The following is a 22,414-nucleotide window of genomic DNA, read 5'->3' as shown; positions in this document are numbered from 1 at the left end:
GGCACATGGCAGAGAATGTATTTGAAGCGGTCAAGCAGTCGGTCAGCACCAGAGAAGCGGCAGCGTTTTATGGGATCGAGGTCAAACGAAATGGCATGGCCTGCTGTCCCTTTCACGATGATAAGAACCCAAGCATGAAGGTAGACCAGCGGTTCCACTGCTTTGGCTGCGGTGAAGATGGGGATGTGATCGACTTTACCGCAAAGCTCTTTGACCTCTCCACAAAAGAAGCGGCGGAGAAACTGGCACAGGACTTTGGCCTGATCTATGACAGTCAGGCCCCTCCCCGCAGGAGATATGTCCGGCAAAAAACAGAGGCACAAAAGTTTCGGGAGGACCGGCAGCGGTGTTATCGCGTACTGTCCGATTACTACTATCTGCTGAAAAAATGGGAGGCCGACAATTCTCCCCGGACACCGGAGGAAGAACCGCACCCCCGTTTTGTGGAAGCAATCCAGAAGAAAACCTATGTAGAGTACCTGTTGGACCTTTTTCTTTATGAAAGTGAAGAAGAACAAAAGGCATGGATTGCAGAACACACAGCAGAAATCACACACTTGGAAAGGAGATTGAAAATCATGGCTGAGAACAAACCCACCAACCGAGAACGGCTAAGGGAAATCATAGATGGCATCGAGCAGGGCATCAAAGAACTGTTTGAGAGTGAAAAGTATATGCGCTATCTGTCCGTCATGTCCCGCTTCCACCGCTATTCGGTAAACAACACCATGCTCATCTATATGCAGAAGCCGGACGCTACATTGGTAGCCGGATACAATAAGTGGAAAGACCAGTTTGAGCGTCATGTAAAAAAGGGCGAGCATGGCATTACCATCATCGCCCCCACACCGTATAAGAAGAAAATCGAGGAGCAGAAGCTGGACCCGGATACCAAGGCTCCGATTTTGGATAAAGACGGAAAGATCGTCACAGAGGAAAAAGAAATCGAGATCCCCATGTTTCGCCCGGTCAAGGTTTTTGATGTGAGCCAGACCGACGGGAAACCTTTGCCGGAGCTTGCTTCCTCCCTTTCCGGAAATGTGCCAAATTATGAGGCATTCATGGAGGCTCTGCGCCGCAGTGCGCCGGTGCCAATCACTTTTGAAGCAATGGCCGCCGATACGGACGGCTATTTTTCTGCCGATCATCAGAAAATCGCCATTCGTCAGGGCATGAGTGAGGTGCAGACGGTTTCGGCCACAGTACACGAGATTGCCCACAGCAAGCTCCACAATCAGAAAAAGATTCAGATTGCCAATGACGAGCAATATCAGGAGATCAATCTGTTTGATAAACCCGGTCTGTTCTCCAATGGGCGGATTGTCCGTGATAATCTGCCGGAGGGCGTTTATTGCTATGACCTGCGCGGTTCTGACTACGACCCCGGAGAGCCGGTCTGTGTAGAAGAACAAGTGGTTGTAAACCATGCAGGTTCCGTTCTGCTGACAGAGCCGCTGGAGCTGGCGGAAGATGGACGCCTGATGCTGACCGAGGAAGAAGGGCTGAATTTTGTTGGCGGCTTTTCTACCCTCACCCAGTTTTTGCAAGAACAGAGGAAAGACCGCCACACGGAGGAAGTGGAGGCTGAAAGCATCTCCTATGCGGTCTGCAAATATTTTGGCATTGAGACCGGAGAAAACAGCTTCGGCTATATTGCAAGCTGGAGTCAGGGCAAGGAACTGAAAGAGCTGAGAGCCAGTTTGGAGACCATCAATAAGACCTCCGGCACTTTGATCTCTGACATTGAGCGCCACTATAAGGAAATATGCAAAGAGCGTGGGATTGATCCCCATGCAAAGGCAGAGCCGGAAACCGCCCCGATAGAGCAGCCAACCGGCAATCTGACTTACTATGTGGCAGAGTGCATGGAGTTTTCAAACCTTGGAGAATATCACGATAACCTGTCTTTGGAGGAGGCGGTCCGCATCTATCAGGAAATTCCGGCAGAGCGAATGAACGGGGTCAAAGGGATTGGGTTTGAGCTGAAAGATGGAAGCGACTATGAAGGACCGTTTCCGATTTTGACTGGACAGACCATTGACCTGGACACCATTCAGGCAATCGACTATTACCGTGATAATCCGTTGGTGCAAAAAGCGGTAAAGGAACTGGCTGCGGCCATGCCGGAAATGGAAGTGCTGGGGGCGGATGCCAACCAGCAGGAGGCTTTGTTTCTGATCAACGATGCCACTTATCTTCATATCCAGTCCTGTGACAGCGGATGGGACTATACCCTTTACGATGCCGCATCCATGAAAGAGCTGGATGGTGGTCAGCTGGATATGCCGGAGCTTTCCCGCAAAAATGCAGTTCTCCAGATTTGTGATGACAACAATCTGGACAGCACTTCGCTCAGACACGCTCCTATGTCCATGATTGAGACCTTGCAGGAAGCGGCCTATCAGCAAATGCAGGCAGAGACCAGTCAGATGATTGCTTCTTCCCAGTTGCCGGAGGCACAGGAGCAGGCACTGGATGAATACCCCATGCCTGATGAGCAGGTCTCCACACCGGATATGCAGGAATATGGCTACTCCTATGATGGGATGCTCCCTGTTACCAGAGAACGGGCGCTGGAACTGGATGCCGCCGGTTTGACCGTCTATGTGCTGCATGAGGACAATACGGAGAGCATGGTGTTTGATCCGCAGGAAATCATGGATCATGGCGGTCTTTTCGGTGTGGACCATGAGGAATGGGAGAAAAGCCCTCAGTTCCACGAAAAGGTCATGGAGCGTCAGGAACATCAGCAGGAACGCGAACAGGCATTTCTCTCTCAGAACAGAGATTGCTTTGCCATCTATCAGGTAAGTCGTGACGATCCGCAGAATGTGCGCTTTATGAATCTGGATTGGTTAAAGTCCCATGACATTTCCATAGACCGCAGCAATTATGACCTCATTTACACAGCTCCGCTAAGTGCGTCTGGCACGGTGCCGGAGCAGTTGGAAAAACTCTATCAGCAATTCAATCTGGAAAAGCCCGTGGACTTTCACAGTCCCTCCATGAGTGTCAGCGACATCGTTGCGATCAAGCAGGATGGTAAGGTATCCTGTCATTACTGTGACAGTGTTGGTTTTACCCAGATCCCCGGATTCCTGCCGGAAAATCCGCTGAAAAATGCGGAGATGGACGTGGAGGACGATTACGGCATGATCGACGGTATCATCAACAATGGCGCAAAAGAGCCTACGGTGGCAGAGCTGGAACAGCAGGCCCGCAGCGGTCAGCCCATTTCCCTGATGGATCTGGCTGCCGCTGCCCATCGGGAGGAACGGGAAAAGAAAAAGTCCGTCATGGAGCAGCTGAAAAGCCAGCCCAAGACAGAACACAAAAAGACAGCACCCAAAAAGAGTGCGGAAAGGGAGATTTGATATGGGAAACTTTACCTTTGAGGAAATGAACCTGATGTGCATTTACAATACCGGCAGCCGCACTGGGCTGATTGACAGTCTGCGTGAGATGCGCGGCGAGCTTTCGCCGGAGGAAACGGAACTGAGGGAATTGACCGACAGCGCTCTTACGAAGCTCTGTGCGATGACTGATGAGAAGTTTGCCGAACTGGAGCTGTACCCGGATTTTGACCAGTAAACAACATAACCGCAGGGATGGGGTGGCGATCTGCCACCCCGCCTTTTTACCCCAAAACTGAAAGGAGGACAGAACACTATGCCAACCAAAGCTGAACTATATGCACAGATGGCGGACAAGGTGGCAACACAGCTCACGGGGAGCTGGCAGGAATGGGCAGGGTTTCTCACTACTGCTTCCCGCCTTTACAAGTACCCGTTCCATGAGCAGCTGATGATCTATGCCCAGCGACCGGACGCCACCGCCTGTGCGGAGTACGATTTGTGGAATGAAAAGATGGGCCGGTATGTAAGGCGCGGTTCCAAAGGGATCGCTCTGGTGGACGATTCCGGGGACAGACCTCGCCTGCGTTATGTCTTTGACATTTCCGATACCGGAACCCGTGAACATTCCCGCACTCCCTGGCTGTGGCAGTTGGAGGAGCGCCATCTGGATTCCGTGCAGGCCATGCTGGAGCGCACCTATGATGTTTCCGGTGATGATCTTGCCGGACAGCTCACGGAGGTAGCCGGAAAACTGGCCGAGGAATACTGGACGGAGCATCAGCAGGACTTCTTCTATATCGTTGACGGTTCCTTTTTGGAGGAATATGATGAGTATAACATCGGAGTGCAGTTCAAGGCAGCCGCCACCGTCAGCATCACTTACGCTTTGATGTCCCGCTGTGGACTGGAGCCGGAACGCTACTTCGACCACGAAGATTTCATGGCGATCTTTGATTTCAACACCCCGTCTACCATCGGGGCGTTAGGAACAGCGGTCAGCCAGATCAACCAGCAGGTGCTGCGGCAGATCGGCGTCACCGTCCGAAATGCAGAGCGTGAAGCCAACCAAGAAAGGAGCAAACAAGATGAACAATCCCATGAGCTATATCCAGAACGGAGACTATCTGATTCCCGACCTGAAGCTGAGCCAGCAGCGGTCGAAACCCCTGGGCAAGTACGGAAGGATGAGGAAAACCTATCTGAAGGAGCACCGTCCCATCCTCTACAACCAGATGTTGCTGAGCGAGAAGCTGTACCCGCACCTCATCGAGATCGACGAGACCGCCCAGAGCAGACTGGAACAGGTGATGCCCCAGCTGGCGAAGGAAGCGGGAGCCACCGAGGAACTGAAAGCCAGCGATCCCATGAAGTGGGTGGGCCTGATGAACACCTGCAAAGCCCAGGCAGAGGAGATCCTGATGGCGGAGCTTATCAACAGCTGACCCTAAACCTGTTCCTCTCCGAAACGGAACAGATCCAATCCATAGATGAAGCAGAGAATGTAGCGCATACATCCTCTGCTTTTTCTTTTGCCCAAAATGATATTGACCATGTGCTGCGTTTGGGAGGCAATACAGATCGTCAGAGGGAGCGTGTGGTTGCAGCCTTTGAAAAGCAAAAAACCACCGCTGAGATTGCCGAGATACTGAAAACGCTGTACCACGGCGGCAACGGCCTTGGCAGCGTGAGCGCATGGTATGCCGAGGATGGTATCCATCTTTCCCACGGGAAGTCTGTCCGTTATGACAGGTCTGCCCAGGTCATTTCCTGGGAGAGTGCCGCAGAGCGCATCGGGGAACTTTTGGAAAGTGGCCAGTTTGCCTCCAATGTGGAGCTTGCAGAAGCGGCAGGCTATGAACGCTCCCTCCTTGCAGAAAAACTTTGGCATCTGTACCACGATTTCAGCGATAAAGCCAGAGATTCCGGGTATCTGTCCTGTCTGTCCGGTATTCAGAGAACCGGGTTCCCGGAAGAAACTGCATGGCTTGCCGAGCAGCTGAGTGACCCGGCTTTCCGCCAAACCCTAAAGGAAGAATACGCTGCCTTCTGGACTGCCTATCAGCAGGACCGTGACCTGTTGCGCTTTCATTACCATAGGCCAAGGGAAATCTGGGAGAACCTGAAGGATCTTGACCTGCCACGCAGAACTTTTTCTTCGGACCTTTCCCAAGTGCCAACCGTCCAGCATTTCATTACCGAGGATGAGATCGACGCCGCCATGACCGGCGGCAGCAGTTTTGCCGGAGGAAAAGGCCGTATCTATGCGTTCTTCATGGAAAACCATACGGATAAGGAAAAAGTGAGATTCCTTAAAGACGAGTATGGCATTGGCGGACGCTCTCATGCACTGTCCGGTGCTACACACAGCGGCGAAGATCACGACGGGAAAGGATTGCACTATAAAAAGCAGGACTGCCCGGATGTTCACTTGAACTGGGAAAAGGTTGCCAAGCGCATTACCTCACTTGTCCAGAAAGGCCGCTATCTTACCGAACAGGAACAAGCGCAGTATGACAAGATCCAGGCTGAAAAGGATCTGGCAGAAGAAGATGCCATTCATGCCCAGCAGCCGGAGATAGAGGAAGAAACGCCAAAGCCTACCCTTCGGGAGCAGTTTGAGCAGTATAAGCCTGTGGTGACTGCCGCCATATCTGAGGATGTGGCATATCGAAATGCCTGCGGTCATTCCGACCGTGAAAATGCTGTCATCGAGGGCAATGCCGCTGTGCGCCGTGCGGTTCTTGGCTCTAAGGATATGGAGCTGATCCGCCTTTATTCGGATGTGCCGGAGTTCCGCCAGCGTTTGCACCGGGAAGTGATCGACGAAACCTATTCAAAGCTCCATGAGCTTCTGCGCCCTCTTTCTCAGGAGGATATTGACAAAGCTCTCTGTGTTTGGAACGGCAATATCGAGAGTAAACACGCTGTCGTCCGCTATATGAAAGACCATGCAAGAGAGAAGGATACCGCTGCATGGCTGGCTCAGGAATACGGTGGCGGCAACAGCCCGTTCGTTGTCCGTGCCGGAAGCCCGGAGGAAACACAGCTGCCCTGGCCGAAGGTACAGCGCAGGCTTGCCCAGCTTATTCAGGAGGACCGGTTCTATACCGAAGAAGAACAGGATCGTTTTGACAATATCGACCCTATTGCCATCCGGGAAGCTCTGGAGGAAAGAGGGATCGTCAACGGACAGGTGGCAGACCCGGAAAAACTGGACAATGACTCATTTATCCAGCAGGTGATGTCGGATGCCGAGCAGATCGCAGCTGCCGAGACAGAACAGACTTCCGATGTTTCCATTTCCGATGAGGAATATGATGCAGTTCGCCGCCCAACTCCGCAAAGAACCTCCTATGACCCTGCCGCCCCGGTTTATGCCGTGGGTGATACCGTGTATATCGAGGATGACGCTTATCAGATCACCGAGCTGAGGGATGACACCGTACAGCTTCTGCCCACCGGCATGGTATATCCCATCTATCGGGCAGAGCGCAAAGAACAGTTCGAGCAGCTGCTTCGGGCAGACCTCCGCAATGCTTACTATACCGAGTTTCTTCCCATTGACCCGGACAAGGCAGATCAAGACTTGCGGGATGTATTGTCCCATGGACTGATGGATGAAGCAGATAAACAGCAGCTTTCCACGCTACTTCAATCCGGCAGGAGCAACAGTGAGATCGCCTACTGGCTGAGCAGGGCTTATCCTCGTGAGATTGAGACGCTGGATTTGGAGAACGGCGATATTGCCGATTACCGTACCACGACACAGGGCATGGAGCTGGAAGTCATGGATGCAGAGGAAAAGCGTCTGGCTGTGCTGTATTTCCGCTGGGATGAGGTTGCGCCTTTGCTGCGCGGGATGTATGCCCGTCAGCTGGATGGCTTTGGACAAGAACAGCCCCAACCGTCTGCTGAATCCCTGACCTTTCATTCCGAGACCGTGGCAGTCTATCCGGGCGATAAGAACCATCTACCTTATGATGTGGTGGTGGAACGGTTGCATATTGAGGAGCCGGAGCCGCCAGCCCCTGTAACAGAGCCGGAGAAAACCTTTGAGGAAGTGCTGGATGAACACCCGGTTTCCATTCAGGTCAACGGCCAGTGGCAGACCTTCCCCAATGCCAAAGCTGCCGAGGAAGCCTCCTATGAGGAATACAAGGCTAACCTGCGCCGCAATGCACAGAACTTCCGCATTACCGATGAGCATTTGGGTGAAGGCGGTCCAAAAGCCAAGTTCCAGGCAAATGTCAATGCCATTCGTTTGCTGAAAGAGCTGGAATCTGCCGGACAGCAGGCAAGCCCCGAACAACAGGAGATTCTTTCCCGTTATGTGGGCTGGGGCGGTCTTTCAGATGCCTTTGACCCAGAGAAACCGGCATGGGCTTTAGAGTATGCCCAGCTAAAAGAACTGCTGACCCGGTCGGAATATGCCGCCGCCAGAAGCTCCACCTTAAACGCCCATTACACCAGCCCTACGGTCATTCAGGCCATCTATGAAGCGGTGGACCGTATGGGATTTGAGACCGGAAATATTCTGGAGCCGTCTATGGGTGTGGGCAATTTCTTTGGTATGCTGCCGGAGAAAATGCGAAACAGCCATTTGTACGGCGTGGAGCTGGACCCGGTTTCCGGGCGCATCGCAAAGCAGCTCTATCCCAAGGCGGACATCACAGTAGGCGGCTTTGAGACCACCGACAGGCGTGACTTCTTTGACCTTGCCATCGGCAATGTGCCGTTTGGTCAGTATCAGGTCAACGACAAAGCCTACAACAAGCTGAATTTCAGTATTCATAACTATTTTTTTGCCAAAGCACTGGATCAGGTGCGTCCCGGCGGTGTGGTAGCTTTTGTGACCTCTCGATATACCATGGACGCCAAGGATTCCACCGTGCGCCGCTATCTTGCCCAGCGTGCTGAGCTGCTGGGAGCTATCCGTCTGCCTAATGACGCATTCAAAAAGAATGCCGGTGCCGAGGTGGTATCGGACATCATCTTCCTCCAAAAGCGGGACCGCCCGTTGGACATCGTGCCGGAATGGACCCAGACCGGACAGACGCAGGACGGCTTTGCCATCAACCGCTATTTCCTGGGCCACCCGGAAATGGTGCTGGGCCGACAGGAACCGGAAAGCACCGCCCATGGCATGGACTACACCGTGAATCCCATTGAGGGGCTGGAGCTTTCCGACCAGCTGCATGATGCTGTGAAGTACATTCATGGGACTTATCAGGAGGCAGAGCTGCCGGAGCTGGGCGAAGGCGAAGCCATTGACACCTCCATTCCTGCCGATCCTAATGTGAAGAACTATTCCTATGCCATTGTAGACGGGCAGGTGTACTACCGGGAAAACAGCCGCATGGTGCGCCCGAATCTCAACACCACCGCAGAAGCCCGCGTAAAAGGTCTTGTGGGACTGCGCGATTGTGTGCAGGAACTGATCGACCTTCAGATGGATGCAGCGGTTCCAGACAGCACCATTACCCAAAAGCAGGCGGAACTGAACAGCCTCTATGATAGCTTTTCTGCAAAATATGGCCTTATCAATGACCGTGCAAACCGACTGGCCTATGCAGACGATTCTTCCTATTACCTGCTCTGTGCGCTGGAAGTCATCGACGAGGACGGGAAACTGGAACGTAAGGCAGATATGTTCACCAAGCGGACCATCAAGCCCCATCAGGCGGTGGCTGTGGTGGATACGGCAAGTGAAGCACTGGCGGTGTCCATCTCGGAAAAAGCCTGCGTGGATATGGACTATATGAGCCAGCTTACCGGAAAAACAAAAGAAGCACTGGCTGGAGAGCTGCAAGGCGTAATCTTCCGTGTACCGGGACAGTTGGAGCAGGACGGAACGCCCCATTATGTGACTGCTGATGAATACCTTTCCGGCAATGTACGCCGAAAACTGCGTCAGGCGCAGCGGGCGGCACAGCAGGACCCTTCTTTTGCAGTCAATGTGGAAGCTCTTACCGCCGCCCAGCCCAAAGACCTGGATGCGTCGGAAATTGAGGTGCGTCTGGGCGCTACCTGGATTGACAAGGAGTACATCCAGCAGTTTATGTACGAGACCTTCAACACCCCGTTTTATCTCCAGCGCAGCATTGAGGTCAACTATTCCTCCTTTACTGCTGAATGGCAGATCAAGGGGAAATCTTCTGTATCCTACAACGATGTGGCAGCTTACACTACCTATGGAACCAGCCGTGCCAATGCTTATAAGATTTTGGAGGACAGCCTGAACCTGCGGGATGTCCGTATCTATGACACCATAGAGGACGCAGACGGAAAAGAGCGCCGCGTACTAAACGCCAAGGAGACCACTCTGGCTGCCCAAAAACAGCAGGCTATCCGGGAAGCCTTTAGGGACTGGATCTGGAGAGACCCGGAGCGCCGCCAGACTTTGGTACGCCAGTATAACGAAGAAATGAACTCTACCCGTCCCCGCGAGTATGATGGCAGCCATATCACTTTTGGCGGCATGAACCCGGCCATTACCCTGCGGGAACACCAGAAAAGCGCTATCGCTCATGTGCTGTATGGCGGAAATACCCTGCTGGCACACGAAGTAGGCGCGGGCAAAACCTTTGAGATGGTGGCCGCTGCGATGGAAGCCAAACGCCTGGGCTTGTGCCAGAAATCTCTCTTTGTGGTTCCCAACCACCTGACTGAGCAGTGGGCATCGGAGTTTCTGCGCCTCTATCCTTCTGCCAACATCTTAGTCACAACCAAAAAGGACTTTGAGACCCATAACCGCAAGAAGTTCTGCGCCCGTATTGCGACCGGTGACTACGACGCCATCATCATGGGACACAGCCAGTTTGAGCGTATCCCCATCAGCCGGGAGCGCCAGGAAAGGCTTCTCTATGAGCAGATCGACGAGATCACCGAGGGCATCGCAGAGGTGCAGGCCAGCGGCGGCGAGCGTTTTACCGTCAAGCAGCTGGAGCGTACCAGAAAGTCTCTGGAAGCCAGACTGGAAAAGCTGCAAGCCGAGGGGCGAAAAGACGATGTGGTAACCTTCGAGCAGCTGGGTGTGGACCGTTTGTTTGTGGACGAGGCCCACAACTATAAAAACCTGTTTCTATACACAAAAATGCGGAATGTGGCTGGTCTTTCCACATCGGACGCGCAGAAATCCTCCGATATGTTTGCCAAGTGCCGCTATATGGATGAGATCACCGGAAACCGTGGCGTGATTTTCGCCACCGGCACCCCGGTCAGCAACTCCATGACCGAGCTTTACACCATGCAGCGTTACCTTCAGTATGAACGCTTGCAAGAGCTGAACATGACCCACTTCGACTGCTGGGCTTCCCGCTTTGGGGAGACCGTCACAGCATTGGAGCTGGCACCGGAGGGCTATACTTTAATAGGACGATAAGATTAACTGTCCTAAATTGAAAATACATAAGGAAGGAGGTTAAGAGAATGTCAAGGACTTCAAAAATTACAGCACTTTATGAGAGATTATCAAGAGATGATGACCTGAATGGCGAGAGTAATTCCATTACCAATCAGAAAAAATACCTCGAAGATTATGCCCGTAGGAATGGCTTTGAGAATATCCGCCATTTTACTGACGATGGTTTTTCGGGTGTAAATTTCAATCGCCCCGGCTTTCAAGCGTTGATTAAGGAAATTGAAGCAGGAAATGTCGGAACATTGATTGTTAAGGATATGAGCCGATTAGGGCGAAACTATCTGCAAGTCGGATTTTATACGGAAATTCTGTTTCCGCAAAAAGATGTTCGTTTTCTTGCAATCAACAACAGCATTGACAGCAACAATGCTTCGGATAATGACTTTGCTCCGTTTTTGAATATTATGAACGAATTTTATGCCAAAGACACGAGCAATAAAATCAAGGCTGTATTTGACGCACGAATGAAAGACGGAAAGCGTTGTAGCGGTTCAATCCCTTATGGGTATAACCGACTGCCGAGCGATAAGCAGACGCTTGTTGTTGATCCTGTGGCTTCTGAGGTGGTAAAGCGTATCTTTCTGCTTGCCAATGAGGGCAAAAGTCCACGAGCCATAGCGGAAATACTGACCGAAGAAAAGGTTTTAATTCCTGCCGCATATGCAAAGGAATATCACCCCGAACAGTACAACGGGATTAAGTTTGCAGACCCTTATATTTGGGGCATATCTGCCATTAGAACGATTTTAAGCAGACAGGAATATCTTGGGCATACTGTTTTGAGAAAGTCGGTCAGCACCAATTTCAAACTGCATAAGAGAAAGACTACCGATGAAGATGAGCAGTATGTGTTTTATAATACCCACGAGCCTATCATATCGCAGGAACTTTGGGACAGCGTTCAGAAACGCAGGAGTAGAGTAAATCGTGCTTCGGCTTGGGGAACGCACAGCAACCGTTTAAGCGGATATTTGTATTGTGCCGATTGCGGAAGAAGAATGACTTTGCAAACGCATTACAGCAAAAAAGACGGTTCTGTGCAGTATTCTTACCGTTGCGGTGGATATGCAAGCCGAGTGAACAGTTGCACAGGTCATTCGATTAGTGCCGATAATGTTGAAGCCTTGATATTATCGTCTGTCAAACGCTTTTCGAGATTTGTTCTGAACGATGAACAAGCCTTTGCTTTGGAACTGCAATCTCTTTGGAATGAAAAACAGGAGGAAAAGCCGAAACACAATCAATCGGAACTGCAACGCTGTCAGAAACGCTATGACGAACTTTCCGCACTTGTTCGTGGCTTGTATGAAAATCTCATATCGGGTTTACTTCCCGAAAGACAGTATAAGCAACTTATGAAACAATATGATGACGAGCAGGCTGAGCTGGAAACGAAAATGGAAACGATGAAAACAGAACTTGCCGAAGAAAAAGTAAATTCCGTTGATATTAAGCATTTCATTTCGCTGATACGCAAGTGTAAAAATCCTACGGAAATCTCCGATGCAATGTTCAATGAACTTGTTGATAAGATTGTGGTTTATGAAGCAGAGGGTGTGGGAAAAGCACGAACACAAAAGGTCGATATTTATTTTAACTATGTCGGTCAAGTGGATATTGCCTATACCGAAGAAGAACTTGCCGAGATAGAAGCACAGAAAAAGCAGGAAGAACAACAACGCTTGGCAAGACAGCGTAAGCGTGAAAAAGCCTACCGAGAAAAGCGAAAGGCACAGAAAATCGCTGAAAACGGTGGCGAGGTCGTCAAGACAAAGGTTTGTCCTTATTGCAATAAGGAATTTATCCCGACAAGCAACCGACAGGTGTTCTGTTCAAAGGAATGCTGCTATCAAGCAAGGCAAGACGAAAAGAAAGCCGACCGAGAAGCAGAACGAGGAAATCATTATTATCGACAGCGTGAATGTGCTGTGTGTGGCAATTCCTATTGGCCTACACACAGCCAACAGAAATTCTGCTCCGAAGAATGCCAAAGGGTAAATCACAATAAGAAAACCTTGGAGTTTTACCACCATAAAAGAGAAAAGGAGAAGCCGCAATGCAAAGATTTATCACAGACGAAAGAACGGGTATCCGATATGAACTTGTCGGAGATTATTACTACCCCTGCCTGACCGCAGAAGAAAAGCCGTTGCTCTCAAAGTACGGAAGAATGCGAGAGCGATATTTGAAAGAACACAAACGAGTTTTATATTACACTCTGCTGACAAGCGGAAAGTTATATGAACACCTTGCTGAAATTGATACTTCGGCTCGTGATATGGCAGAGTATCTGATAAAGGAAATGGCAAGAAAGCAAGGTGTAACAGAAGAACTGAAAGCAAGGGATATGCTCCGCTGGGTTGGAAAGATGAATAACATTCGAGCCTGTGCAGACGAGATTGTATTGAATGACATTGTGTATTCCTAACGGAGTACCAACCGAAAGAAAACTGCTGTCAGTCGATGGCAGTTTTTCTTTTTCGGCAAGTATTCAAGAAGTCATTAAGTTGTGAGTATAGTCGAAGTGGTAGAAAAATTCGTAAAGATGTGGTATAATGCTTTTGCTTGTGAGCGACAAATCGAAATTTGAGGAGATAGACTAGTGAGAACATACGAGAATAAAGATGAACTTAAGAACGAGATAAATAAAAGTTTTGCAAAGTACATTTCAGAATTTGATATTATTCCGGAATCATTAAAAGATAAGAGAGTTGAGGAAGTTGACAGAACTCCAGCAGAAAATCTTGCTTACCAGGTTGGCTGGACAACTCTTGTTCTTAAATGGGAATCAGACGAAAGAAATGGTCTTCATGTCAAGACTCCTTCGGATGATTTCAAGTGGAATCAGCTTGGCGAATTATATCAATGGTTTACAGATACATATGCTTATCTGTCGTTGCAGGAGTTGAAAGATATGCTGAGAGAGAATATTAATTCGATTTATGAAATGATTGACTCATTAAGCGACGAAGAGTTATTCGAGCCACATATGAGAAAGTGGGCCGATGAAGCAACCAAAACAGCGGTCTGGGAAGTATACAAGTTTATACATGTTAACACGGTTGCTCCGTTCGGAACATTTAGAACTAAGATTAGAAAATGGAAAAAGATAGCACTATAACTTCCAGTTTATCAGTATCAAAAATAGAATATGAACAACAAAAAACATCGTAGCAATACGGTGCTTTTTGTTACCCAAAACCCACAATTCAATACATAACCACAGGTTAGTGCAAATACCTTATGTGATTTTTTGAAAGGCTTAGAAAGGGATATTTACCCCGATTTTCGCCCCGAGAAATGACACAAACAAGGCTTAATGTATCTTCCCTGTGGTTTTTTCTATTTTCAACTGGAAAGGTGGATTGATATGCCGAGAATGAGCAAGAAACGGAAACAAGAGTGGGCATTGTTTCTGAATGACCGAAACCGCATTACCTACAACGAGCTTTGCAGAAAATGCAGGAATGACTGTAAGCAGAGTTTTCGCTGTGTTGTGGTGCATTGCCCAAAATATTTATCGAAAAGGAGAACAAAGAAATATGAAAATGATTGAAAATGAAATGAATGTAACTGTACCTCTTGAAATTATCAAGGCAAGCGAAATTGAGCCGAAAGAAGTGAAATGGCTGTGGTATCCGTATATTCCGTTCGGCAAGGTTACGCTGTTGCAGGGCGATCCCGGTGATGGGAAAAGCAAATTGATGTTATCAATCGCCGCCCTGCTCTCAAAGGGAGAACCACTTCCCTTTACTGATGGAGAAGAAACCGAGCCTATGACTATCATCTATCAGACAACGGAAGATGACGCAGACGATACGGTAGTACCCCGATTTAATTCTGCCGGTGGCAATGGAGAAAACCTTATCTTCATCAAGGAAGATGAAAAAACCTTATCTTTTGGAGATAACCGCATTGCAGAAGCAATCGAAAAGTACCACGCAAGACTTTTAATTCTTGACCCGATGAGTTCCTATATCGGAGAGAACTGCTCTATGAACAATGCTAACGAAACACGAGCAGAGTTTAACCATCTGATAGCAGTTGCGAAAGATACGGGCTGTGCGATTGTGATTATCGCTCATATGAACAAGATGAGGGATACCAATCCTCTGTACCGTACCAACGGTTCGATTGACATTGCGGGTGCCGCAAGAAGCATTCTTGCAATCACACGCACACCGAACAAAGAAGCACCTGCGGAAAGATATTTGGTGCAGGTAAAATCCAACCTTGCTCCGACTGGTTCTGCTATTCTGTTTGAGGTATCGGAGAAAGGTGTGGACTTCATTTCCGAAATGGAAATGACAGCAGAAGAAGCGTTTCAATCCTTTGCCCCGAAAATTGGCAGACCGAACGATAAGGAAGTCAAGGCAAAAGCATTTCTGATTGAAATGCTGAAAGACGGAGAAATGCTTTCTTCGGATTGTGAAGAAAAACTTGAAGCCGCAGGGTTCAAGAAATCGACCATCAAAAAGGCAAAGAAAAACGCAGGAGTTATCTCAACGAAGAAAGGTTTTCTGTGGTATTGGTCTTTGCCGATGGGCGATATACCGAGAGAATAAAAAAAGATTGTCTGCTGATGGGACAGTCTGTTTTTATGATTGAGGTATCAAAGGAGGTCAAGGGGGAACACCCTTGCCCACGACATCTTTGCAGACGAAGTCTGAAAGTGTCATAGTGGGTTACACACATTCAAAGAATGTTGTGTAACGGCTTCGCCCTGCCGAGAAAGGAGAACGAAAATGGCGAAAGAAAACAAGGCGGATATGAGTTGTGCAAGGGTAAAAAAGTATTCCGCTTCTGATGTGAGCAAGGCGGAAAGGCATAACGAACGCAAAAATGAAACCTACGAAAATATGAATGTCATTGAGGAACGCATACCTTTTAATGTGCATTTCAAAAAGCCTTTTGCTCAGACTTATATGGAACAGTTAAAGCAAATGGAAAACGACGGTCTGGTGTCGCTTCGTGGATTGAGGAAAGACGCTACACTCTTTAACGAGATTGTGATTGATGTGAATACGATGTACTTCGAGCGTAACGGCGGTTATGAGTATGCAAAGCAGTTTTATGAAGAAGCCTATCATTTCATCGAGGAAAAATTCGGTGCTGACAATGTTATATCGGCTGTAATGCACGCTGATGAAATCAATGTAGCGGCAACCGAGGAACTTGGAAAAGAGGTTTATCACTATCATCTTCACGCTATGGTTCTGCCTGTGGTGGAAAAAGAAATCCTATGGAGTAAGCGTTGCAAAGATGAAAAACTGCGAGGAACGGTTAAGGAAGTTGTTCATCAAATTAGCCATTCAAAGAAATGGAAATCGGATATTCCACTGACCGATGAAAAAGGCAATCCGCTTCTCAGAAAAAACGGAAAGCCGATGTTCCGAGCTTCATACAGTATTCTGCAAGATGAGTTGTTCAATCATATGACAGAAAGAGGTTTCAAAGGCTTTCAGCGTGGCGGATACGGAAGTACCGCAGAGCATTTGACTTCCCTGCAATATCAAATCAAGCAGGACAAAGAACGCTTGGAGCAGTTACAGAAGCATATTCAGCGTGAACAAATAAAATATGAACCTGCCCATAATGTTTCCAAAACCTATAACGAGATTGACAGTATGGGGCAGAAAACAATCACGGGTAAAATGGCAATCTCCAAAGAGGATTATTCCCAACTGACCGCCCTTGCCAAAGAGGGCATTACAAGTCGTGCGGAAATCAATGAATTAAAACAGAGTGCCAATTATTACCGACAGAAATATTTTGACTGTGCAAACGCACTTGAAAGAATGAAAACTAAATACAACGAGCTGAAAGAAAAGTGCAGACCTTTTCTTCAAGCATTGGAGCATTTTCCTGAAGTTGCTAAACTTTTTACCGAAAAAGTGAAGCAACTTTTTTCTTTTAAGGAAGCACAGGAACGAGCCGAAAAAGAAGCAAGGGAAAAAGAAAGGCAGGAGCGTATCAAGGCTCGCAGGAGTAAGCGTGGTATGGAAAGATAACCTTTTCCATTATACTCACGACTTAATGACTTCTTGATATATTGAAAATCTGCGGTTACTAGGTGTTCTAATGTGAATGCCCAGCAATCAAATTTTATGAAAGAGAGGAACGGACTATATGAAAGAACAGAAATATTCTTATTCACAGCGAATTGGAAAGACAACATTCATCGTAAATGTAAAGCAGTCCGAAAGGGCCAAAAAGCCTTTGAATACGGTGTTTCAGGACATCTGCAAGCACGAGGTTTTGGGCGGCTTCTTTACGGACAAATCGTTTAATTTAGAAAATCCACAAAAAGTATCTTGACAAACTCGACCCCGAAGGCACCGGCTACCGGGCAAGAACGAGATTCAGCAAGTTCTTTAACTTGCCTGAGCTGATGAACCTGTTCAAAGAAGTGGCCGACATTAAGACTGCCGACCAGTTAAATCTCCCTACCCCGGAAGTGGAGTACCACAACATCGTGGCGCAACCCACCGAACATCAGCAGGAAATGGTCAAGGCTCTTTCGGAGCGCGCATCGCTGGTACACAGCGGAACCGTTGACCCGTCCCAGGATAATATGCTCAAGATTACCTCGGATGGCCGCAAGCTGGGGCTTGACCAGAGGATCGTCAACCAGATGCTGCCGGATGAACCCGGAACAAAGGTCAATCAGTGCGTGGACAACATCATGCAGATCTGGCGGGACGGCAAAGCTGACAAGCTGACCCAGCTGGTGTTCTGCGACATTTCTACCCCGCAGGCAAAAGCTCCTGTAAGCAAGGCGGCGAAAACGCTGGATAATCCACTGCTTCACGCACTGGAAGGCGCTGTGCCTCTGCCGGAGCAGGAACCGGTCTTTACGGTATATGACGATATTCGTCAGAAACTCATTGCCCAGGGGATGCCTGCCGACCAGATCGCTTTTATCCATGAAGCCAATACCGAAGTGCGGAAAAAGGAGCTGTTCTCTAAAGTCCGTACCGGTCAGGTTCGTGTCCTTTTGGGAAGCACCGCCAAGATGGGCGCAGGCACCAATGTGCAGGACCGTCTGGTGGCACTTCATGACCTGGACTGTCCGTGGAGACCGGGAGACCTTGCCCAGCGCAAGGGCCGTATCGAGCGCCAGGGCAACCAGAACCCCCTTGTCCATGTGTACCGCTATGTGACAGAAGGAACTTTTGACGCATACCTCTGGCAGACGGTGGAGAACAAGCAGAAATTTATCAGCCAGATCATGACCAGCAAAAGTCCGGTTCGCTCCTGCGATGATGTGGATGAAACCGCCCTGAGTTTTGCCGAGATCAAGGCTCTGTGTGCCGGAGATCCCCGCATCAAGGAGCGTATGGATTTGGATGTGGAGGTATCCCGCCTGAAGCTGATGAAAGCCGACCACCAGAGCAAGCAATATCGTCTGGAGGACCAGCTGCTCAAATACTTCCCGGAGGAGATTGAAAAACACAAGGGCTTTATCAAGGGCTTTGAATCTGACCTGGAGGTTTTGGCAGCTCACCCGCACCCGGAGAACGGCTTTGCCGGTATGGAGATCCGGGGCGACCTGCTGACCGATAAGGAGAACGCCGGTGCAGCCCTTTTGGATGCCTGCAAGGAGGTCAAAACCTCCGATCCGGTGCAGATCGGCAGCTACCGGGGCTATGCCATATCCGTGGAATTTTCCGCATGGAAACAGGAGTATACGCTCCTGCTGAAAGGACAGATGACCCACCGGGCAACCCTTGGTACAGACCCTCGCGGAAATCTTACCCGTATCGACAATGCCCTCGCCCAGATGCCCCAGCGTCTGGAGGCGGCAAAGGCCCAGCTGGATAACCTCTATCAGCAGCAGGCTGCCGCAAAGGAGGAAGTCGGAAAGCCATTCCTTTATGAAGAAGAACTGAGAAGCAAAAACGCCCGTCTGGTGGAGCTGGATACCCTGCTCAACATCGACGGAAAGGGGCAGGCACACACCGAGTCTGTTGTTGCCAAAAGCACACGGCCTTCGGTGCTGGATAACCTAAAACGCCCGGTGCAACCCCGCAGTACAGACAAGAAACCAAAACAGCATGAGGAGGTGCGATAACATGAATACTAACGATCTGAATACAGCTCTTTATGAAAAGATGGCTGCCGAACAGGACAAGTTCCGGGACTGGCTGAAAAGCCAGCCCCCGGAAGAAGTCTTAAACCATGCCTATGAGTACACCATCCGCGAGGACATCGTGATGGCAATGGAGGAACTGGAGTTGACCGACACCCAGGCTCAGGCACTTTTGGAATCTCCCTCTCCATTGACGGATGTGTACCGCTATTTTGAAAAGCTGGAGACCGGCTATATGGGTGTGATCCGGGACAGCATTGAAAGCCGTGCCGACGATGTGTGCAGAGCCAAAGAGGAACTGCGAACAACACCGGTCTATCCATATTCTGCTGCCTATGCGTCCGAGCATGGGGAAATGGCACAGTACAACCTCTCATATCAGGCGAACAGCGCCTGCAAAGAAGCCATTGCGCAGACCATCAGCGCCCACTATGCAGAGAATCGGCTGGATACGGAGGCTGCGGTCAAAGATGTGCTGGAAAAGTTCGGGACGGAACGGGTACAGTTTATTCTTGCCAACACCATCCAGCGCAAGAACTATGACGGGCGTATCTCTCAGGACAATAAAGCATGGGCAAAAACCATTCCTACGCTGGAGGACAGCGGCGCTTCCCGCCACTGTGCCTATCTGGTGGTAGATCAGGTCAATCCCGGTTTGACCGACCTGTTCACCAGACAGTTCCGAAAAGTCGCTCAAGAACAGCAGAAAAGCTCTGTCCTGCAAAAGCTCAAGCAGGAACCGCCTGCCCGCAAGCCTGCCACCCCGAAAAAACGGGAGCCGGAGCGATAACCATGGCAAAGCGCAAGCGGGATGTGCCGGTTTTGTTTTGGGTGTCCGCAGAAGAACTGGAACTGATCCATCAAAAGATGCAGCAATACGGGACAGAGAATTTGAGCGCTTATCTGCGGAAAATGGCGCTGGATGGTTATGTGGTCAAGCTGGAACTGCCAGAGCTGAAGGAGCTGGTATCCCTGCTGCGCCGGAGCAGCAACAACTTGAACCAGCTGACCCACAAAGTGCATGAGACCGGGCGGGTTTATAATGCTGACTTGGAGGATATATCCCAGCGGCAGGAACAACTGTGGGAGGGTGTGAAGGAAATCCTTACCCAACTCTCCAAACTTTCATAACAGGGATAGATACTCCATTTGCGGAGGGAGGAACGGCGTTTCTTCGCCGCACCTTCCTCCGCTTTTTCTTTTTGTCTGTATCCTTGTCTTTTGCCTGTCCGTACCGGATAATATGAGTAGAATAAGAAGCGTAGCAAAGGAGTGAAAACAGATGCTGACCTTTGAAAAGGTGCTGGAGATTTTTGCGGATTACCTAACCGCAGACGAGACCATAGAAGTTTATATCAGCCGCCATGGATGTGTAAGAGTTGAATTTGACCAAGATTTTCACTATTGCTCTGGCGAGGTGTGCCATACTCCCAAGGAACTGTTCGACCTCTTAGCCGATGATTACCGGACTTATCTGGAGATTGAACTGACCAAAGGAAAACGGGAAGTGACGGAAGATGATGAGAGAGAAGCGGATGCCCTATGCAAACAGTATCTGGAGCGTTGGAAGGAGGAACAGAAATGAAGATTTTGAAATGTCTGCTAATGATCGTAACTGCACCGGTCATTTTGGTGTTGACGCTTTTTGTCTGGCTCTGCACGGGGCTGATCTACATATCCGGTCTGGTGCTTGGTCTACTCAGCACGGTAATTGCTCTGCTTGGCGTGGCTGTGCTGATTACCTATTCCCCGCAGAATGGTGTGATTTTGCTGGTTATGGCATTTTTGATTAGCCCGATGGGGCTGCCGCTGGCTGCGATCTGGCTGCTGAGCAAGGTGCAGAGTTTGAAATTTGCGATCCAGGATTGGGTGTATGGGTAAATGATGTGAATATAATTTGGAATGAAAAGAAGCAGGACAATGGGAGATGAGACCCACTGCCCTGCTTCTCTGTTTATTCGGAACGAACTGTAATATATTTTTGATTGCGACTTTTAGGTTTATCGGGAATAGTCATTTCTAATTGCCCGGATTCTAAAAGCGGATTGATATGCTTCAAAGTGAAGTTTCTTAAATCTTTGAAGCCGCAAAATACTGCAAGCTCTTTCTTGGATTTTGGTGTTGTGCAAAAAGCCAAAATCTGTTTGGACACCGTTGATAGTTCAATATCTTGGTGGGTAACTTGGTGGATAACTTGGTGGGTGTCATCCTCTAAGTTGTAGTTTACATTTTTCAAGATGACCCTGAAATCTGTTGCTGTTGAGGAAAATTCAGGCTTATATGCCGCTGTATATCCAGGTAGCTTTTCGGTTTCACTGACGATTTTGCGTAGGCCACTTCCACGGCGTTCCATGTACTTCATGCGGTGGAACAGGTCAGCAATCACAGGGTTTCGCCGCATGGAACGGATACTGTAAATATCGTATTCCTGAATTGAGCCGCCGCCAAACATACCGCCAGGAGATGTGATTTCCACCCGATCATCAAACATATCAATATGGATTTCGCTGCCAAGCACAATATAATCACGATGGATAAGCGCATTGACAAGAGCCTCTGTCACAGCTCGTTCAGCATAATCCGGCTTGTCTACACGATACTGTGCCTCTTTGACAAAACGGACTTTGGAATTATTGCGAATAAATTCACTGCCGCTTTTCAGTAGATAAATCAGATTCCCTTCGTATTCTTTATCGTCCAGCGCATCATCAAAGATAGAGCCTTTTTCCAAGCCATTCCACCGGGTACAGAACATACGGGAGTTATAAACTGTGTGCTGATCGGTCATGAGCTTTCCGGCATTGGTCAAGAACCCATTTTTGTCAGCCAAACCGAAGGAGACATAATCGGATGGCTCAAAGCGGAGACCAGTCCGTTCCAGATAGGTTGCTTCCAGAAGTGTAAAGCTGTAATCCTTTTTTACCGCGTCTGTTGTTAGGGTATCAAAGGACTGATTGGTTCCCTTTAAGATCAGTTCATTCACAATGTAATCCGGTGCAATTACGCTTTCATTTCCAACACGGATGTATGCTTCCATTACTCCGTCTGCCTTGTAATAGTATGGGGTGCTGCGGCCAGGAGAAACCTCCAGAGCCAACAGGTTTTTACCATCTTCCTGCAATGGCTTTAAGATAAACTGCGGTAATGGTGTGATACGTTCTTTGATTAAGCGGCTGATCGCTTCAGCATCCTTTTGAACATCGGACAAGCCGATAGGTTCCCGGTCATCGGAGACTCCGAAAAACAGAGTGCCGCCAATTCCATTGGAAAAGGCACTGACACTTTTTAACCAGCTTTTTGGCTTTTTTATTTCGAGAGCAACTTTGAAATCACATTCGGTTGCTTCAGCAATGAGCTGTTCTATCATAAAATCCCTCCTTTGAGGTATTGGTAGTTTCTTTATATTATACCCATAAGGAGAGTTTATTTCGTAAGCGTCAAATAAAACAGTGTATAGAAAAATAACCGTCAGCCTTTTATACTAAAAGGTCAACGGTTATCGACAGAATTCTTTTACAAGAGGATTCCAAGGCAGATAATCATCCA

The 22,414-nt window shown here is 48.9% G+C and carries 17 protein-coding genes and 1 pseudogene; 16 read left to right on the top strand and 2 right to left on the bottom strand.

Annotated elements, in window-relative coordinates; all coding sequences use genetic code 11:
• The first annotated feature begins 5 nt into the window (after window positions 1-5).
• Both DMI82_RS16735 and DMI82_RS16730 read left to right on the top strand, forming a co-directional pair.
• A complete protein-coding gene (locus DMI82_RS16735; RefSeq protein ID WP_110104033.1) occupies window positions 6-3,374 on the top strand; it encodes an LPD28 domain-containing protein in 3,369 nt (1,122 codons plus the stop codon).
• Window position 3,375: 1 nt separating this feature from the next.
• Complete coding sequence (locus DMI82_RS16730) at window positions 3,376-3,591, top strand: transposon-transfer assisting family protein (protein ID WP_003526257.1); 216 nt, start codon at window positions 3,376-3,378, stop codon at window positions 3,589-3,591.
• A 96-nt stretch (window positions 3,592-3,687) separates the two neighbouring features.
• On the opposite strand, the gene DMI82_RS20385 is transcribed toward DMI82_RS16730, so the two are convergent.
• Window positions 3,688-4,287 carry a hypothetical protein gene (locus DMI82_RS20385; RefSeq protein WP_242981865.1) on the bottom strand — a complete coding sequence of 200 codons (600 nt, stop codon included), beginning with the start codon at window positions 4,285-4,287 and terminating at the stop codon, window positions 3,688-3,690.
• 166 nt (window positions 4,288-4,453) lie between these two features.
• Here DMI82_RS20385 and DMI82_RS20380 point away from each other — a divergent pair, with 166 nt between their 5' ends.
• From DMI82_RS20380 to DMI82_RS16665, 14 genes and pseudogenes are all read left to right on the top strand, one after another.
• On the top strand, window positions 4,454-4,798 hold the full coding sequence (locus tag DMI82_RS20380; RefSeq protein WP_442857652.1) for a TnpV protein: 345 nt from the start codon (window positions 4,454-4,456) through the stop codon (window positions 4,796-4,798).
• Window positions 4,726-10,716 (top strand): annotated as a pseudogene (locus DMI82_RS16725) (SNF2-related protein); the annotation flags it as partial. The gene DMI82_RS20380 and the pseudogene DMI82_RS16725, both read left to right, overlap by 73 nt.
• 68 nt (window positions 10,717-10,784) lie before the next feature.
• A complete protein-coding gene (locus DMI82_RS16720) occupies window positions 10,785-12,908 on the top strand; it encodes a recombinase family protein (protein ID WP_110104031.1) in 2,124 nt (707 codons plus the stop codon).
• On the top strand, window positions 12,833-13,204 hold the full coding sequence (locus DMI82_RS16715; protein ID WP_110104030.1) for a TnpV protein: 372 nt from the start codon (window positions 12,833-12,835) through the stop codon (window positions 13,202-13,204). Before DMI82_RS16720 ends, DMI82_RS16715 begins: the two co-directional genes overlap by 76 nt.
• 174 nt (window positions 13,205-13,378) lie before the next feature.
• Window positions 13,379-13,897: a ClbS/DfsB family four-helix bundle protein gene (locus DMI82_RS16710; protein ID WP_110104029.1), complete on the top strand. Its 519-nt coding sequence runs from the start codon at window positions 13,379-13,381 to the stop codon at window positions 13,895-13,897.
• A 249-nt stretch (window positions 13,898-14,146) separates the two neighbouring features.
• The gene (locus tag DMI82_RS20375) at window positions 14,147-14,332 is read left to right on the top strand and encodes a hypothetical protein (RefSeq protein WP_242981862.1); all 186 of its coding nucleotides are present in this window, start codon (window positions 14,147-14,149) and stop codon (window positions 14,330-14,332) included.
• Entirely contained in the window at window positions 14,319-15,341 is a 1,023-nt protein-coding gene (locus DMI82_RS16705) for an AAA family ATPase (protein WP_242981861.1), read from the top strand. Before DMI82_RS20375 ends, DMI82_RS16705 begins: the two co-directional genes overlap by 14 nt.
• A 180-nt stretch (window positions 15,342-15,521) precedes the next feature.
• The gene (locus tag DMI82_RS16700; RefSeq protein WP_110104027.1) at window positions 15,522-16,787 is read left to right on the top strand and encodes a plasmid recombination protein; all 1,266 of its coding nucleotides are present in this window, start codon (window positions 15,522-15,524) and stop codon (window positions 16,785-16,787) included.
• Between the two features lie 118 nt (window positions 16,788-16,905).
• Complete coding sequence (locus DMI82_RS16695) at window positions 16,906-17,094, top strand: transposase (RefSeq protein ID WP_110104026.1); 189 nt, start codon at window positions 16,906-16,908, stop codon at window positions 17,092-17,094.
• Window positions 17,095-17,167: 73 nt separating this feature from the next.
• Window positions 17,168-18,850, top strand: coding sequence for a helicase-related protein (locus DMI82_RS16690; RefSeq protein ID WP_442857651.1), 1,683 nt, complete (start codon window positions 17,168-17,170; stop codon window positions 18,848-18,850).
• Window position 18,851: 1 nt separating this feature from the next.
• Window positions 18,852-19,658: a DUF3848 domain-containing protein gene (locus DMI82_RS16685; protein WP_110104025.1), complete on the top strand. Its 807-nt coding sequence runs from the start codon at window positions 18,852-18,854 to the stop codon at window positions 19,656-19,658.
• 2 nt (window positions 19,659-19,660) lie between these two features.
• Window positions 19,661-19,999, top strand: a complete 339-nt coding sequence (locus tag DMI82_RS16680; protein WP_110104024.1) for a plasmid mobilization protein — start codon at window positions 19,661-19,663, stop codon at window positions 19,997-19,999.
• A 151-nt stretch (window positions 20,000-20,150) separates the two neighbouring features.
• Window positions 20,151-20,453 carry a hypothetical protein gene (locus tag DMI82_RS16670; protein ID WP_015529855.1) on the top strand — a complete coding sequence of 101 codons (303 nt, stop codon included), beginning with the start codon at window positions 20,151-20,153 and terminating at the stop codon, window positions 20,451-20,453.
• On the top strand, window positions 20,450-20,749 hold the full coding sequence (locus DMI82_RS16665; RefSeq protein WP_097772891.1) for a CD1845 family protein: 300 nt from the start codon (window positions 20,450-20,452) through the stop codon (window positions 20,747-20,749). Before DMI82_RS16670 ends, DMI82_RS16665 begins: the two co-directional genes overlap by 4 nt.
• Before the next feature lie 73 nt (window positions 20,750-20,822).
• Here the strand turns inward: DMI82_RS16665 and DMI82_RS16660 are convergent, their stop codons facing one another.
• Window positions 20,823-22,235 (bottom strand): ATP-binding protein, encoded by a 1,413-nt coding sequence (locus DMI82_RS16660; protein WP_110104023.1) that lies wholly within the window; start codon window positions 22,233-22,235, stop codon window positions 20,823-20,825.
• Window positions 22,236-22,414: the final 179 nt, after the last annotated feature.

The sequence above is a fragment of the Blautia sp. BCRC 81119 genome, assembly GCF_003184505.1.
Lineage (GTDB): Bacteria > Bacillota > Clostridia > Lachnospirales > Lachnospiraceae > Blautia_A > Blautia_A fusiformis.
Note: the sequence above shows the minus strand (reverse complement) of the source record. Positions and strands in the feature narration are given on the sequence as shown.

Excerpts from the sequence above, each read along its gene's own strand:
- DMI82_RS16735 (WP_110104033.1), top strand. The coding sequence starts at position 6 with ATGGCAGAGAATGTATTTGAAGCGGTCAAGCAGTCGGTCAGCACCAGA.
- DMI82_RS16730 (WP_003526257.1), top strand. The coding sequence starts at position 3,376 with ATGGGAAACTTTACCTTTGAGGAAATGAACCTGATGTGCATTTACAAT.
- DMI82_RS20380 (WP_442857652.1), top strand. The coding sequence starts at position 4,454 with ATGAGCTATATCCAGAACGGAGACTATCTGATTCCCGACCTGAAGCTG.
- DMI82_RS16720 (WP_110104031.1), top strand. The coding sequence starts at position 10,785 with ATGTCAAGGACTTCAAAAATTACAGCACTTTATGAGAGATTATCAAGA.
- DMI82_RS16715 (WP_110104030.1), top strand. The coding sequence starts at position 12,833 with ATGCAAAGATTTATCACAGACGAAAGAACGGGTATCCGATATGAACTT.
- DMI82_RS20375 (WP_242981862.1), top strand. The coding sequence starts at position 14,147 with ATGCCGAGAATGAGCAAGAAACGGAAACAAGAGTGGGCATTGTTTCTG.
- DMI82_RS16705 (WP_242981861.1), top strand. The coding sequence starts at position 14,319 with ATGAAAATGATTGAAAATGAAATGAATGTAACTGTACCTCTTGAAATT.
- DMI82_RS16700 (WP_110104027.1), top strand. The coding sequence starts at position 15,522 with ATGGCGAAAGAAAACAAGGCGGATATGAGTTGTGCAAGGGTAAAAAAG.
- DMI82_RS16695 (WP_110104026.1), top strand. The coding sequence starts at position 16,906 with ATGAAAGAACAGAAATATTCTTATTCACAGCGAATTGGAAAGACAACA.
- DMI82_RS16690 (WP_442857651.1), top strand. The coding sequence starts at position 17,168 with ATGAACCTGTTCAAAGAAGTGGCCGACATTAAGACTGCCGACCAGTTA.
- DMI82_RS16685 (WP_110104025.1), top strand. The coding sequence starts at position 18,852 with ATGAATACTAACGATCTGAATACAGCTCTTTATGAAAAGATGGCTGCC.
- DMI82_RS16680 (WP_110104024.1), top strand. The coding sequence starts at position 19,661 with ATGGCAAAGCGCAAGCGGGATGTGCCGGTTTTGTTTTGGGTGTCCGCA.
- DMI82_RS16670 (WP_015529855.1), top strand. The coding sequence starts at position 20,151 with ATGCTGACCTTTGAAAAGGTGCTGGAGATTTTTGCGGATTACCTAACC.
- DMI82_RS16665 (WP_097772891.1), top strand. The coding sequence starts at position 20,450 with ATGAAGATTTTGAAATGTCTGCTAATGATCGTAACTGCACCGGTCATT.
- DMI82_RS16660 (WP_110104023.1), bottom strand. The coding sequence starts at position 22,235 with ATGATAGAACAGCTCATTGCTGAAGCAACCGAATGTGATTTCAAAGTT.